The following is a 14,813-nucleotide window of genomic DNA, read 5'->3' on the forward strand; positions in this document are numbered from 1 at the left end:
CCCCCCTCCTCAATCATTGGATAAGCTTTTATGAACCGCGTTTATCACATCTGAAACATCCGGCAGTACAGCGGATTCCAGAACCGCATTATATGGAATCGGAATATTCAGGGCACCCACCCGAAGGGGAGGGGCATCCAGAAGATCGAAGGCTCTCTCATTGATCTCCGCCACAATATCACTTCCCATACCCCCACGTTTGCAGGCTTCATGGACTACAATGACCCTGCCTGTTTTTTCAATGGAAGCAACTACCGTATCATAATCCAGGGGCAGAAGTGTCCGCAGATCGATTACCTCGCAGGATATTCCTTCCTTTTCCAGTTTTTCTGCTGCCTGGAGACAGGTTTTCACCATACTGGAATAAGTCACCAGGGTAACATCCTGTCCCTCCCGGGAAACAGCAGCCTTCCCTATCTCCACCAGGTAATCCTCTCCGTCCGGGACCTCCCCCTTGACCGCATAGGTTCGTTTGTTCTCAAAAAACATAACAGGATTATTGTCTCTTATCGCTGCTTTCAGCAGCCCCTTGCAGTCGGCAGGTGTATAGGGTGCTACAATTTTCAGGCCCGGCACATGGTTGAACCAGGCTTCCAGGGACTGGCTGTGCTGCGCGGCCTGCCCTCCGCCGGCACCTATCGGAACCCGTATGACCAGAGGCATTTCTACATTTCCTCCAAACATATACCGCATCTTTGCCGCCATATTGACGATCTGATCCATGGCAAGGGTAACCCAGTCGCAAAACATAATTTCCACTACAGGGCGCATGCCGGTAGCTGCTGCTCCTACTCCCATCCCGGTAAATCCCGGCTCAGATATGGGAGTGTCAATTACCCGTTCCAGCCCAAACCTGTCCGCCAGACCCATGGTTACGCCGAAGGGATTTCCTTTCACGCCGTCATCGCACCCCATAATGAATACGCCGGCGTCCCGCTCCATCTCCTCAGCAAAGGCCTCGTTTAAAGCTTCTCTCACTGTTTTTATGCTCATAACACTTCTCCCTCTTTTCAGATAATGATCTCACCGTCTGCATAGATATCCTCGTAGAGTGTCTCCAGAGACGGCTCATGGCATTGGGTATCCGCATATGCAATGGCTTCCTGGATTTCAGCTGCCGCCCGTTTTTGAATATCCTCCAGTTCCTCCTTCGGCACTCCTGCGCTCTCCAGGAATTCCCTGGTCCTCGTCACCGGTTCTATATCGTACAGTACCGATATCCTCTCAAGGTCCTTTTCGTCTCTGTAGTTCTGGTCGTCTCCCACATGATGGCCCAGCATCCTCATATAGCGTGCCTCGATCAGGGTGGGTCCTTCCCCTGCCCTTGCTCTGGCTGCTGCGTCCCTGACGGCTTTGTACACTTCAAATACATTAAATCCGTCAATCTGTATGCCGGGCATCCCAAAGCCCTCCGCCCGCTTATAGGCGTCGTGCTCCTTTGTCACCCTCCAGTAGTCCGTCCCTATGGCCCACTGGTTATACTCGCACAGAAATATTACCGGCAGGTTCCAGGCTGCCGCCATATTCAGAGTCTCCGAAAAGGGACCCTGGTTGCAGGCTCCGTCCCCGAAAAAGCTGAGTGAAACTTTTCCGTTTTTCTGAAGCTTTGCCGAGAGAGCAGCTCCGGCGGCAGGGGCAATGCCGCTGCCCACAATCCCTGTTGCTCCCAGGATTCCGCTTTTCACATCTGCGATGTGCATGGAACCTCCTTTCCCTTTGTTGTAGCCTTCCGCCTTTCCGAACAGTTCCGCAAACATCCTTCCCGGAGAAGCGCCTCTGGCAAGTGCATGCCCGTGTCCCCTGTGGGTACTGGTGATGTAATCCCCCTTTTCCAGGGCATGACAGGCTCCCACAGCAATTGCCTCCCCGTAATAATACGCATGGCACATACCCCTGATCTTATTCGCCCTCCAGAGATCCCGCACCTTTAACTCAAATTCCCGGATTTGGCAGATACTGTAGAACATTTCTTTTGCCTCAGCCAGAGACAAGTCCTCCGGCAGCTCCCTCATAGGTGTGTAACTGGGGATAATTGATTTGATTTGTTCCGCTTTTTCATTCTCCATTTCTGATCCCTCCATAACTCCTTGGCAGACTATATAACAAAAGCTTTAACTTATCTGTATCATACCACAAATTATTTGCCTACTTCTACGCAATATTTTTGGATTTTATTCATATTTATAACAAATATGCGGCATCTTTTTTGTTTAATTTGTTATATCTGTCTTTTTGACTAGCAATCCGGCAATGTCTCTCAATATTATTAGAATATTTTTCCATTGCTTGTCTTGCGTATTCCAATTTTTTTGTGTATACTTTGGATTAATAGAATAGATTAGGAGGTTGAATTATGCGAGTTACGCTTTACGAGATTGCCCAGGCCACTGGGGTATCTGTCTCTACTGTCTCCCGGGTGCTTAACAATGACAAAAGCAAACCGGCCAGCAAAGCAACCACAGAGCGCATCATAAAGGCAGCCTACGATCTGGGATACTATACACGCACCCCGGAGATTGAGACATACATTCCAGAACCGGCGCACAGGAATCTGACCTGCTTCCTGGCGTCTGCCAGTGATACCTACAATGACTACTTTTTCTCCCAGCTTCTGCTGGGCATTCAGGAGGAGTCCGGACGGATGGGGTATTCCATTACACATACATTTTCCACTTCCACAGAAAGTGCGGAATCCATCTGCAAAAGAATCTCCGACACCTCACCGGATGGTGTCATTTTGATGGGACGAGTCAGCAAAAAGATTATGAATTTTCTTAATAACCTCACTTTGAATATGGTGTATACCGGACTGAATAAGCTGGATGTCAGCATTGACCAGGTAATCTGCGACGGCTACGGGGCCATTGTTGATTCCGTTAATTATCTGGCAAAATGCGGATTTACAAAGATTGGGTTTATTGGGACGATTCCCTCAGAGAAATCGGATATTCTAAATGAGCATCGTTTCCGCGCTTTCTCAGACGCAGTAAAGCTCAATGATTTGAAGTTAGATATGAATCTGTGCAAGAATATTCAGCTTGGCACAGAACAGGCCTATAATGCGGTTATAGAATTGCTGAGAAGCGGAGAGATCCCAGAGGCTTTTTGCTGTGCCAATGATATGGTGGCCATTGGGGTAATCAGCGCGCTGACGGATTATCAGTACCGTGTGCCGGAGGATGTATCTGTCATCGGTCTGGATGATATTGAGATGGCTAAATTTATGAAGCCCAGGCTCACCACGTTTAATATGCAGAACCGGGAGCTGGGCAAATTCGCTGTGAAGATTCTCGATGACAGAATCAACGGCCTTCACTCCGTACCCGTGGTCATACAGCTTCCAAGCACCTTGATGGTGCGCGACAGCTGTACTCCCAATCCCAGAAACCACACCGCTTCTGTAGATCTCCCAAAAGCGGAACACAAAGGCTGACGCATCAAAGCTCTGCGTCAGCCTTTGTATTAAACTGCGGTTTTCATATCAGCAAAATTCATACGGTATCTCACCCGTGGTCACTTTGGAATAGTAATCAATCCGCTCAATAATATGAGCAAACTCTTTCATCCTTGTCACCCTGGGGTAATTGCAGTCAGGATTTTTTGTCTTATCCTTATTGTTAAAGATGGGATGCCGGAGCATCTTCTCCAATACCTCTTCCCCGCTGTATCCCCACGCCTCAAAGCTTTTATCCGAAGCCAGGTGGAGATCGCGGTTCAGCTGTATCACCCAGTCAATGAGCATTTTCACCTGGAAATCACCCTCTGACACATTTTGTTTTGCCAGAGCGTTATATGCCTTCCGGTACTTTTCCTTACACCCCAGGCCGTTCCATTCAATCACAGCCGGAAGCGCCATGGCGCAGGCATCTCCGTGGGGCATGTGGAAGGGTTCCTCCCCCATGGGATGGGTAATCACGTGATCCTGGCCGATGCTGGCAATGCCCAGCGAAAATCCCGCGTACATGCAGGCCAGACTCATTTTATCCGCATATTCATCCACAGCCGGGTTTGCCGCAAAGGGACGGATGCAGTCGCCGATGAGTTCCAGGGAGTGGAGGGAAAAGAGCTCTGTAAAATCGTTGGCACTCATACTCGTGTAGGATTCCAGCGCATGTGTCAGGGCATCCACTGCTGTGGCAGCCGCAATGTGGAAGGGAAGTCCCGCCAGCAGATCCGGATCCAGAACCGCGTAGGAAGGCAGTATGGAGTCATGGGAGGGCACCAGTTTGAAGCCATTCTCATCACAGATTACTGCGTTGCGGCACACGTCGCTTCCGGTACCTGCAGTGGAAGGAACTGCAATCATTGGATAGGTCTTGTGTTTCAGCGGTACCTGGGGCGGGATTCCGATAAAATCCATCACTTTTTTGCCGGAATCCCCAACAATGGCTACGCCTTTGGCGGTATCCATGGTGCTGCCTCCCCCTACTGCGATCATTACCTGGGCCCTGAACTCCCGGAATGCCGGAACAGCCTCCCCGTCAATGGTTGCCGCTTCCGGGTTAGGGCGCACATTATCAAAGATAAAGTAGGAAACCCCTGCTTCTTTTAACATTTTTTCAAAGGGATCTATCACACCTGCCTTATAAAGCCCCGGATCTGCGATGAGCATCACACGGTCCCATCCCTCTGTTTCCAAAATATTTGGAATCATCTGTATGCACCCTGATCCCTGATAGATCCGCTGCATAATTCCGAACTGTAAGTATTTCTTTGTTCTTGCCATATGAAACCTCCCTGTTTAGTGTGTACCGTCCAATATTGCACCCTGTTCCTTTAAAATTTTCTGGAGTTCGCTTACATCACCCTCAAGCTCTCTGGGTGAAACACCTTTTTTGCTGCAAAGAGCCCCTGCCACGCCTGCCGCCTGGCCTGTGATCATGGTCTGATGCAGATACCTGAGATATGCATCCCGGTCTGTAGATACATGTTTCCCCGCCACCAGAAGGTTCTCTGCCTTTTGGGGCACCAGACATCTGTAAGGAATATCATAGGATCCCCCGTCCTTCGGGCAGACCTTTTCTACCTGGGCAATGGTATTCTTGTCAACTGTGTGGTGGGCCCCGGCCTTAAAGTGGCTCTTGCCGATAACATCCCCAAACTCCTTACCCTCTGCAACATCGTCCCTTGTCAGTCTGTAGTCCCCCATAATCCTTCTGCCTTCCCGCAGCCGCATCTCCGGACACATCCTGGTAAGGTATGCATTCTTAAACCCGGGAATATATTTGCGGAAGAATTTGATGGCTATTGCATTCTGCCTTCTGCACTCAATCTCACCCTTCGTCAGATCCCAGGCATCGTCTGTGAGGACAAAGGGAACCTGAGAGGAATGCTGCATATGGGCCTGCAGGTGTCCTCCCTCTCTGGGCGTGATAAAAAATCCCACGCCGCTGAATTCGTGCCATTCGCCGGTCTCCAGTCCCATCTTGTGAAAGTCAATAAATCCCATCATCTCCCCGAACATTGCGGGATCTTTGCAGGTTTTATAGAACTCCAGGGCTTTCTGATGCGCCTCCTCTTTTCTCTCGTCAGACCAGTGGGGAAGCGTATGCTCAAACCATACCAGCTGATCCGGATTCTGGTGTATCCAGTCCATCAGCTCTTCCCAGTCCACACCATCCATTGTAAAGGAAATGGTATGGGGCTGTACAGTATTTCTGTCCACATATTCGTAGGGGGCGCCGGCTCTCACTGCAATATCTCCCTCACCTGTGCAGTCAATGACAATCTTTCCTTCAATCACAACCGTTCCGTTGGTATTCTCCACAACGATTCCCGTTACTTTTTCTTCTTCCTTTGTCACGTCAACCACAAGGCTGTGCAGCAGAAGCTCCACACCGGCCTCCTCCATCATCTGGAAAATGGTGATCGAGAACCAGTCCGGATCCACATAAGAGAAGGTATACCCCGCCTCCAGGCGGTGTTCCGGCTTCAGATGGGGAAGGGCATGCCCCTCCTTCAGCATACGGCTGTGAATCTCCTCGATGATTCCCCCCGCATCCTGCTCACCCAGAGGATTGAACAGATGGGCAAAGGCAAATCCCGGAGGGCCCGAAAAGCAGAGCTGTCCTCCCAGGGATCCTACCCGCTCTACCAGGAGAGTGGATGCCCCTGCTCTGGCCGCGGCAATGGCTGCAGCCACCCCTGAGGTTCCTCCCCCGCATACAATTACATCATACTTTTTGTCATAAACGATTTGATCCCGTGCCATAAAAATTCCCCCTGTCTATTTTTTAAATTCTTCAATTGATTTTGCTATCGTTCCGTCCGGAAGTGCTACCGGTTCCACAATCCCCTCACTGTGCAGCGCCCAGGGAAGAATAACTCCGGAATGGCCCCCTCTTCCCCCGATTACTACGACTTCCACGTCTTTTGGAGTCCTGGTAACCGGCATGGGATGGCGGTTGGCAAAGCTGGCCGGCCGCACCGGAACCAGTCCCCGGTTTCTAACCATTGGAACCTCATGGTATACATAGGTGTGAATATGTTCCTGAATCATTTCCTTTGTGTATCCGCTCTTTTTCAGCATCATCCCGTGGTCAGGCGTAAGGCAAACTACCAGCGGGCCCGGCATATAGGCATTGTTGGACCCCAGAGTGGTACAGCAGTGGGTTATGGTATCCAAAAGATCGTGGCCGTCCAGGCTGAGGAAATCTATAATATCGTGTATAGGCTCCGCCTTCAGAACATATACGGTTGTAGTCTCACTGTCAAAGTGATCCTCGTTAATCATATTCCACTGTGCCAAATCCGGCTCCTCTGCGAAGCAGTAGGTAAACTCAGCCTGGGAAGCGATACAGTCAAGATCGCAGATACCCGGAACAGATCGGAAAATATTCATAATCACCAGATTCACCGCCCGGCCGATGGTGGCATTGGCCGGATACCCCGGTCCCTGGCAGCCCTGCCTGCCGGAAATCCCCAGTTCCCGGGCAATAGGTCCTGACACAATGACCATGTTTCCGCCGGGATGGGAGGTTGTTACAGACTGGTTCAGGTTATACAGAGGACTGTTTAATGCTTTGAATACAGCAATCAGCACCGGCATGGCATTGGGCTTGCATCCCGCCATTACAGCAGCTATGGCTGCATCCTTTACGGTCACCTCCTTGCCGCTGGGTCCGCTGGCGCTGCACAGCACCATATCTTCGGGGAAGGGGCAGTATTCCATCATCCTCTCATATCTGGCTCTGGTGGGGGGGATGATGGGGAGACCGTCGCTGATATGTTCCTGGTTAAAGAAGTCATTGATTTCTTCCAGATAAGCCCCTGGTTCCAGCAGCATTTCTTCTTCTACCGAAAGGTTCTCTGTCAGGGGAAGCAGTCCGTCCGCTCTCGGAGGGATTTTATCCATCTTGAAATCGATGCGTGCCAGTTCCTCCAGCTCTTTTCCGTTTGTGGTAAGGGAACGGATAATATAATCCCATTTTTTATCTACCTCAGCCTCAATCTCTTCTACGGTGCTGGCCTGATAGATATCTACCGAACACAGGCAGAGATGACCGGCCCTGTAGACACCCACGCCTTCTGTGATCCCGGTTCCTGGAGGTGCTGTCATATATACCGTGGGAATTCCCAGTTCCTCCAGTGCAATGGACAGCACAGTTGTAGATGAGGAGGTTCCCATATCTCCGAATGCCACGATTGCTGCAGAAGGTTTTTCTTTCGCCAGCATTTGGGCGTACTCCTTAAGTTTTCCCGCATCCTTTCCCCTCACGGTCTCTGTGTACTCCACAAAGTTTTCAATGCCCAGTTCTCTCAGATGTTCCTTAATGCGGTCAAATACGGTGTAGTAATTGCAGAATCCCAATTTTGTATTATTATAAAACAGGATCTTTCCTGTCTTTAATTCTTCCAGGGATACTCTTGGTGCAAGTGTAATCTTTCTCCTCTCCTGATACCCCCTGGGATCGAGAATCGAATTGAACTGTAGTGCCATAAATACCTCTCCTTTCCTGAAGCTTGATTTGTTATTGTCTTTCCGTTGCTAACATTGTTGCAGTTTTTTCAGATATTTTCAACAGTTCCAGACTATGTGTCAATTAATTCATTTTGCCAAAAACTTGACACCTTTTTTTGCCTGTCATTTTTTTGTCATACACGGAAAATGCCAATGCTCCTGTTTCTATTCTCCCGGCAGAGAAGATCCGTTAAGATATAACAAAAAGAAGGGAGGATACACGTTATGCCGACTGGTGTATTAGTTAATGGAATCTGCGTTGTGATAGGAGGGATCTTTGGGGGGCTGTTTGGCAAGAAGCTGCCGAAGTATATTGTTGATACGCTGCCTAATATTTTTGGTATCTCTGCAATGAGCATGGGGATCAGCCTGATTGTGCACGTTTCATCTCTGTCTGCCGTGATACTGGCACTCATCGTTGGCACCCTGATCGGGGAGACGCTTCATCTGGAGACCAGAATCAGCAGCGGGCTCCACCGCATTCTGTGCAGGAATCAGCAAAGCGACCGGCAGGCGGAGTTCATGTCTGTTATGATTAGCATGATAGTTTTATTCGGCTTCAGCGGCACCGGGGTATTCGGCGCTCTCAATTCAGGCTTCTCCGGGGACCATACCATATTATTTGCCAAGTCGATCCTTGACTTTTTTACGGCTATTATCTTCGGTGCCACACTGGGATATGCCATCTGTATTACGGCAGTTCCCCAGACCACGCTGGGGCTTATCCTGTTTTTCTGCTCATCCTCGCTGCTCCCCCTGCTGACGGACCCCATGATCGCTGATTTTAAGGCCTGCGGGGGAATGATCACCTTTGCAGTGGGACTGAAGATGAGCAAAATCAAACACTATAATGTGCTGAATCTGGTACCCGCCCTGGTTCTGGTTATGCCGTTCTCTTACTTGTGGGGGCTTCTGCCCTTTTGAGCGGGAGCCCTGGGTGCAAAAAGGAGAAAAGCCAGGAAACGTCTCTCCTGCCTTTTCTCCTTTTTTGCCCTCCGCGTACACGGTATTATGCTATATGGACCTGCTCTTTTCAATCATCTCCAGGATAAAGTCCCTGCTCTCCTGCTTACTCATGTTCCGGTGGGGATGAGATTTTACAAAATTCGTACAGCTGTAGAACAGAGAGGCCACCACCGACGGCTCTTCCGTAATCAGAGCGCAGGCCCCCTTTTCTGTCTCATAATGCGTCCCCACGAATCCCGCCACCTCCCGCTCTTTGACAAACAGGGCAATATCCTCATAGGGATACAGCATAGAGTAATCTGTCAGGAGGATATTGAAATTGTCATATGCACACATGGTCTCCAGTCCCTGTACGAGCAATTTGCGGAATACGGCCTGAGATACATAAAAAGGCCTGCCCAGACAATGGGAGAGAAAACGCATCATCACCCGGTTCATCTTAAGCAGGCGCCTGAGCTGCTTTTCATGTATAATATACGTGATGGGCATACTGGATACATTTCTCATATATTCAAAGGAGCATTGATAGAGTGTAAATTCATACTCCCTTTTTTCTTTCTCCGTGTAATCATTTTCCATGAGGGCTTCCCTCAGATGCTTCTCTGACACCATATAAAGGATGGGAGCGCCGGAAAAATAGTAAACCGGATTGGGATCCTGTACAATCTTTTTAAATACTGAGAAAAACTCTCCGTTGCTCTCAAACCCATATCTGTGAAACATACGCAGTGACTGGTGAAAGAGTTCCATCAGCACTTCCCTGGCATTCTGAAGAACCTCGGGGTCCGTAAAGAGATAGGTCTGTATCTTTTTGGTAAACTTCTCTGAGGTGACACCTATAAGCACAGCCATATTCTCAGCCAGAAAAATCGTGATCTTTATCTCCGGATCCCAATACTTGGGAATATAGTAGGCCAGGGCATTCCCCACCAGATGGATGGGGAGCCACCGAAACATAGACTGGGCCACCTGCCGGTACCTCCGGTCCACGGGATGTATCACATGGATGGTATTATTGTTGCTCAGAACATCAAAGTTCTTGTCCTGCCAGCGGAGCTGATATTCCTCACTCTCAGAAAACCACCGGTTATCCTCCTGAGAGAACAGCCACAGATTGTTGCCGCTGCTTCCGGCCACATAATCCAGAAAGGCATCTACCGCATCTCTTCTTCCGTCTTCCCCGGAAAATATGTAGTATTCACTTTTTACTGCTCTCCTGGACATAAAATTCTCTATGGAATTCCTCTCAGACTCAGGATTCTTAGAAGCCAGCCAGAATTCCAGCAAGGTCACCAGAGCGTCTTCCTTCTGTTTTTCTTTCTCTGTAAATTTTCTGTTCAGCAGGTTTTCTATCCTCTTATACTCATACTTAGCGTCCAGGGCCACAAAAAGCTTGGCAATTTTATGAGTATATTCCGGATTGAGACGCCGCTTCTCGCTCCTCCATTTGCTTACCAGGGAGTAATCCACATTCAGATATTCTGCAAGCTGCTTTCCCGCTAAGTGAAATTCCTTTAATAACTGGTTTAAATGTGATAACGCTGTATTCGGCATAGGCTTGTCATCCTTCCTTACTTGGTTTGTACTATACTATTTTATGCTTGGGAGATACGTATATCATAAGGGATTTTATGAAAAAAGGGAATGGGTCGCCACAGACTTTGGGGAAATTCCATGACATGCGGATGAGTGCGGTTCGGCGTACGAACCGCACTCATTCTGGCTGCAGGATTCCTCAGGTTTCAGGCTGCATCAGGCATTGGATGCTCGGAGGGGATCAGCCCCAGATTCCGTAGCCTCCCACGAGAGCATATATTACGCTGATAGCCAGAAGTACTACGGACCATACAATCATCCGGTACATCAGGCCCTGTCTGGTCTCAGCGTCTGCCGAAGAGAGCATAAGAGCGCCGTTTTGAGAGAAGGGGCACATGCCGGTGTAGCATGCTGTTATAATGAGGGCGGTAATCATAGCCAGTGTGCTGGCGCTGGTTCCGCTTTGGGTTAACCCATAGATCATAGGCAGCATCAGAGGATATACCACAGAAAGTGCGCTGCAGAAGAAGCTTAAGATTCCGCCGAACAGTGCGAACGCCGCCGGAAGTGCCCATGCAGGGAAATTCGAATTCAGCCAGGTACCGATGACATCCGCGATTCCGGCCTTTACAGCTACGGTCATGAGCATAGACACGCCGCAGATCAGCACCATGGCATACCACGGCACATTCTTAGCCAATATCTCTTTTTCATCCCCCAGCTTCAGCATCATACAGGCAATTGCTCCGAATACTGAGCAGACTTGAATATTAATGTGGGATGCCAAAAATGCGGTAACAGAATTTGCAAATATAAGATTCAGAATCAGCGGCAGCATATTAGCCACTAATACAATGAGCAGAATCGCCAGTGTCTGTTTCTGCTTTTTGTTAAACGGCGCCGGCTTATCCATAGTAACCGGCTGTGCTTTAAAGCCCCGGCACAGAAAATAGCAGATGATAAATGCCACAATACAGCAGGGAATGGATGCGAATCCAAACCGGTAGGCAAGGCTTGTGGCTTCCTCGGGATTTGCCCAGCCCGCATTCTGTATAAGACCTATGTTCGTAGGTCCGCCTGCCGCCCAGGGCAGCCCGCCCGTGGCCAGGGCGCCTACATTTGTAGCAATAACAACAAGTATCGGATCAAATTTTGCCTTCTTTGCAATGGCGAATCCTATGGGGGCTACAAAGACAATGCCCCAGACGCCCACACCGATTCCGGATATAATAAAGGCCGTGAGAAATACGGAGATGGGGGTAAACCAGGGAATTCCCTTTGTGACATAGACAATTCTGTCCGCCAGCGCCGACAGCGTTCCGTTGTTGGACGCATACCCGAAGAATACACTGGTTACTAAAAGGATAAACATAATATTTACAGGCCAGTAGGCGATCACTTCATAGATGGTAGCCGGTCCCAGCCAGGATCCGATTAAAAAAGCAAATGCAATACCGATCAGTCCTATGTTGTTGTCAAACTTAACACCGATCAGAACCGTAATTACAATTGCCACCATAACTAAAATCATAATTGCAGAATTACTCAGCATATAATACCCTCCCATTTTTTGTATTATTCCTTCTCATACCCCTTGCTGTACACGTTTTTCACGGGAATCTCCGGCTTCGGCAAAGGCAGGTACCCCACCTTTTTCATCAGGGGCTCATTGTATTCATAGAGTACATCCACCAGAGCCTTTCCAATCATTGGATCTACCATAGTGGGGTGGGCAACCCAGCTCCCGCCGGGAGCCATCAGTTCAACCCGGAAGCGTATCTCCTTTACCCTCTCCTCGTAGGTAGCCCCGGGGCGGTCCAGGATCCCCTGGTTATCGAATCCTCCTACAAAGCACAGTTCTTTTCTGTATTTTTTTTTGAGTGCAAAGGGATCATTCTGAATCTGAAGAGGGTTCAGCGCATCTGCTCCCAAGTCAATAAACTCTTCTATCAGGGGTGCCACATATCCGCAGGAGTGGTGTTCATACAGCATTCCCTCTCCATGTACCGCCTCCACAATCCTTTTCAGCCTGGGTTTAAAGATCCGCCTCCAGGTTTCAACCGACATGAAGGTATTTCTGGCCTCCCCGTAGTCATCGTGAAACTGAATCTTATCCGGCCTGTAGTACTTTGCAATGAGCTGGATCTGACGGATTCTGAAATCTGCCAGGGCATCCAGGAAGTCACAGACCGCATCCTCTGCAGTGAGCAGAAAGCAGAGGGCATCCTCAAATCCGGTAAGGGAATGAAGCTGTTCAAACAATCCGTTGATCATAATTACGCTGCTTATTTTGTTTTTTCTGTCCCATCCTGCAGTATCCTTTGCCGCACTCTCCTCCCAGGGCCAGGATTCACAATCCGGCATGGGAAGTGTCTCCCTCCAGTCTTCGATATCTTCCAGGCGTCTGGTGCCTTTTGTCACCATAGGACCTTCGTCCCCGGGACGGTAATCCCAGGAAATGCCGAAACAGTCTACAAACCTTCCGAATCCCTTCACCCCTTCCTGCGTGGCAGTATACAGGCATGTATTCTGATCCAGGTACTGGGAGGGGACCCAATAGGGTTCCTCGTGATGATAGGCCATCAGAATGTTTTCCCTAGCTGTCATCATTTACTTTCCTCCTTCATCGTTTTCTTACAATAGATAGAATTCCCTTATTGTTATCAACAATCTTATATTCTAAACCCATTATTTTCAATATAATGAGAGGATGTGTCCATATTACCCGTGGACATTTTCTTGACATAAGCACCTGAAGGCAGGGGTCCCGGAGAGGACAGCAAACCAGCGGCCTGCCCTGCGAAAGTACAACGCCGGACAGGCCGCTGGCTGCGGATTATAAAAATCCCTTCATTACAATTACCTTTTTCTGGGTCAGTTCTTCAAGAGTATAGAACCCCTCTCTTCCAACTCCGCTCATCTTATATCCTCCAAAGGGCTGCATCATATTTCTGTATACTCCTACCCCGTTGACCACTACCCCGCCGGATGCAATCTGTCTTGCCATCTGCATTCCCAGCTTCCAGTCTCTGGTGTACACGCACCCAGACAGGCCGTATCTGCTGGAATTGGCGATCTCCACTGCTTCCTCAGGCGTTTCAAAGCCAATGATGGGAACCACAGGTCCAAAAATTTCGAGATCCTTTGCAATATCCATATCTTTAGTCACATCTCCCAGAACCGTAGGCTCATAAAAAGCCCCCTGCCGGCGGCCGCCCCACAGCAGCTTCGCCCCCTGTGCCAGGGTATGGTTTACCTTATCCTCCACCCCCTTCGCCGCCCGTTCGGATATCAGACAGTTCATTTTCATCGTCCCGGGCTTAAGTTCATTGAAATCCCGGTTCAGATATGCTTCTATCTCAGCTCTTCGGTCTGCTCCGTATCCCATCTCAATGGATTTTGCCTTTGCAACGGCTGCCTCAGTGAATTTCTGAAGAAGGGAATTATGTACGATAAAACGTTTTGGAGCAATACACACCTGTCCTGCTGCGTTAAACCTCCAGTTAATTCCCTCCCGGGAAGCAGTCTCAAAGTCAGCATCCTCACAGACAATATAGGGATCATTTCCCCCCAGCTCCAGGGCACAGGGAGCCAGCCGTTTGGCCACTGTCTCTGCAATCTCAACCCCCACCTCTGTACTTCCCGTCAGCGTCACCGCGTGGATCCGGGGATCGGCAGACAGATAAGGGCCTACGGTTTCCCCCCTGCCTGTAATCAGCTGCAGGGTGTCACCCGGAACTCCTGCCTCCCATAAAAGTTCTGTGATACGGATCAGTGCCAGGGGATTGGTTGTAGGCGGTTTCACAATTACCGCGTTGCCGGCGCACAGAGCAGAGGCAACTTTATAGGCAAACAGCATCAGCGGCGCATTAAAGGGAATAATTGTCAGCACAGTGCCCAGGGGTTCATGGACGACCATCTGGAGATCCTTTTCCGTCTTCCCATCGTGGCCCGCCTCGGTTCCCGGCACCAGAATGCTTCCGTTCAGACGTTTGGCGCTTTCCAGATAGCCTTTAAAGAGATCCGGCACTCCCTGGTACTGAAACAGGCAGGTGCGTACGCTAAAACCGCTTTCCAGGACATGAATACTCACAATTTCTTTTTTATTCTCCTCCAGCAGTTCATAGAATCTGTTAAATATTTTTTCTTTCTGCATGAGGGAAATTGCATTCCATTTCTTAAAACCGCTTTTTGAACATTCCAGGGCCTCATCCATATCTTCTCTGCCGGCCGCCGGGACAGTATCCAGAATCTCCCCGTCTGCAGGATTGGTTACCGCAATTGTCTCCTTGTCCCGGGCATCTACTTTTTTACCATTAATCAGCATCTTCATAGTACAACTTCCTCCCTT

11 protein-coding genes are annotated in these 14,813 nt (G+C 49.4%); 2 read left to right on the forward strand and 9 right to left on the reverse strand.

Annotated elements, in window-relative coordinates:
- Window positions 1–9: 9 nt before the first annotated feature.
- Window positions 10–993 carry an alpha-ketoacid dehydrogenase subunit beta gene (locus BUA56_RS23220; RefSeq protein WP_072854131.1) on the reverse strand — a complete coding sequence of 328 codons (984 nt, stop codon included), beginning with the start codon at window positions 991–993 and terminating at the stop codon, window positions 10–12.
- Between the two features lie 17 nt (window positions 994–1,010).
- Entirely contained in the window at window positions 1,011–2,066 is a 1,056-nt protein-coding gene (locus tag BUA56_RS23225) for a thiamine pyrophosphate-dependent dehydrogenase E1 component subunit alpha (RefSeq protein ID WP_084068072.1), read from the reverse strand.
- Between the two features lie 287 nt (window positions 2,067–2,353).
- On the opposite strand from BUA56_RS23225, the gene BUA56_RS17820 reads away from it, so the two are divergent.
- Window positions 2,354–3,433 carry a LacI family DNA-binding transcriptional regulator gene (locus BUA56_RS17820; RefSeq protein WP_072854132.1) on the forward strand — a complete coding sequence of 360 codons (1,080 nt, stop codon included), beginning with the start codon at window positions 2,354–2,356 and terminating at the stop codon, window positions 3,431–3,433.
- 48 nt (window positions 3,434–3,481) lie between these two features.
- On the opposite strand, the gene BUA56_RS17825 is transcribed toward BUA56_RS17820, so the two are convergent.
- The 3 genes from BUA56_RS17825 to BUA56_RS17835 are packed head-to-tail and all read right to left on the reverse strand — an operon-like array spanning window position 3,482 to window position 7,939.
- Complete coding sequence (locus BUA56_RS17825; RefSeq protein ID WP_072854133.1) at window positions 3,482–4,726, reverse strand: iron-containing alcohol dehydrogenase; 1,245 nt, start codon at window positions 4,724–4,726, stop codon at window positions 3,482–3,484.
- A gap of 15 nt (window positions 4,727–4,741) precedes the next feature.
- Window positions 4,742–6,211 (reverse strand): FAD-dependent oxidoreductase, encoded by a 1,470-nt coding sequence (locus BUA56_RS17830; protein WP_072854134.1) that lies wholly within the window; start codon window positions 6,209–6,211, stop codon window positions 4,742–4,744.
- Between the two features lie 15 nt (window positions 6,212–6,226).
- Window positions 6,227–7,939 carry a UGSC family (seleno)protein gene (locus BUA56_RS17835; protein WP_072854135.1) on the reverse strand — a complete coding sequence of 571 codons (1,713 nt, stop codon included), beginning with the start codon at window positions 7,937–7,939 and terminating at the stop codon, window positions 6,227–6,229.
- A gap of 246 nt (window positions 7,940–8,185) precedes the next feature.
- Here BUA56_RS17835 and BUA56_RS17840 point away from each other — a divergent pair, with 246 nt between their 5' ends.
- Window positions 8,186–8,884: a DUF554 domain-containing protein gene (locus BUA56_RS17840; RefSeq protein WP_072854136.1), complete on the forward strand. Its 699-nt coding sequence runs from the start codon at window positions 8,186–8,188 to the stop codon at window positions 8,882–8,884.
- Between the two features lie 90 nt (window positions 8,885–8,974).
- Here BUA56_RS17840 and BUA56_RS17845 read toward each other — a convergent pair whose 3' ends face one another.
- The 4 genes from BUA56_RS17845 to BUA56_RS17860 form a co-directional block, all read right to left on the reverse strand.
- Window positions 8,975–10,480: a helix-turn-helix domain-containing protein gene (locus tag BUA56_RS17845; protein WP_072854137.1), complete on the reverse strand. Its 1,506-nt coding sequence runs from the start codon at window positions 10,478–10,480 to the stop codon at window positions 8,975–8,977.
- Window positions 10,481–10,703: 223 nt separating this feature from the next.
- Complete coding sequence (locus BUA56_RS17850; protein ID WP_072854138.1) at window positions 10,704–12,014, reverse strand: SLC13 family permease; 1,311 nt, start codon at window positions 12,012–12,014, stop codon at window positions 10,704–10,706.
- 23 nt (window positions 12,015–12,037) lie between these two features.
- A complete protein-coding gene (locus BUA56_RS17855) occupies window positions 12,038–13,072 on the reverse strand; it encodes a uroporphyrinogen decarboxylase family protein (RefSeq protein WP_072854139.1) in 1,035 nt (344 codons plus the stop codon).
- 226 nt (window positions 13,073–13,298) lie between these two features.
- On the reverse strand, window positions 13,299–14,795 hold the full coding sequence (locus BUA56_RS17860) for an aldehyde dehydrogenase family protein (protein WP_072854140.1): 1,497 nt from the start codon (window positions 14,793–14,795) through the stop codon (window positions 13,299–13,301).
- Between the last annotated feature and the right edge of the window lie 18 nt (window positions 14,796–14,813).

This window comes from Lactonifactor longoviformis DSM 17459, assembly GCF_900129135.1.
GTDB lineage: Bacteria > Bacillota > Clostridia > Lachnospirales > Lachnospiraceae > Lactonifactor > Lactonifactor longoviformis.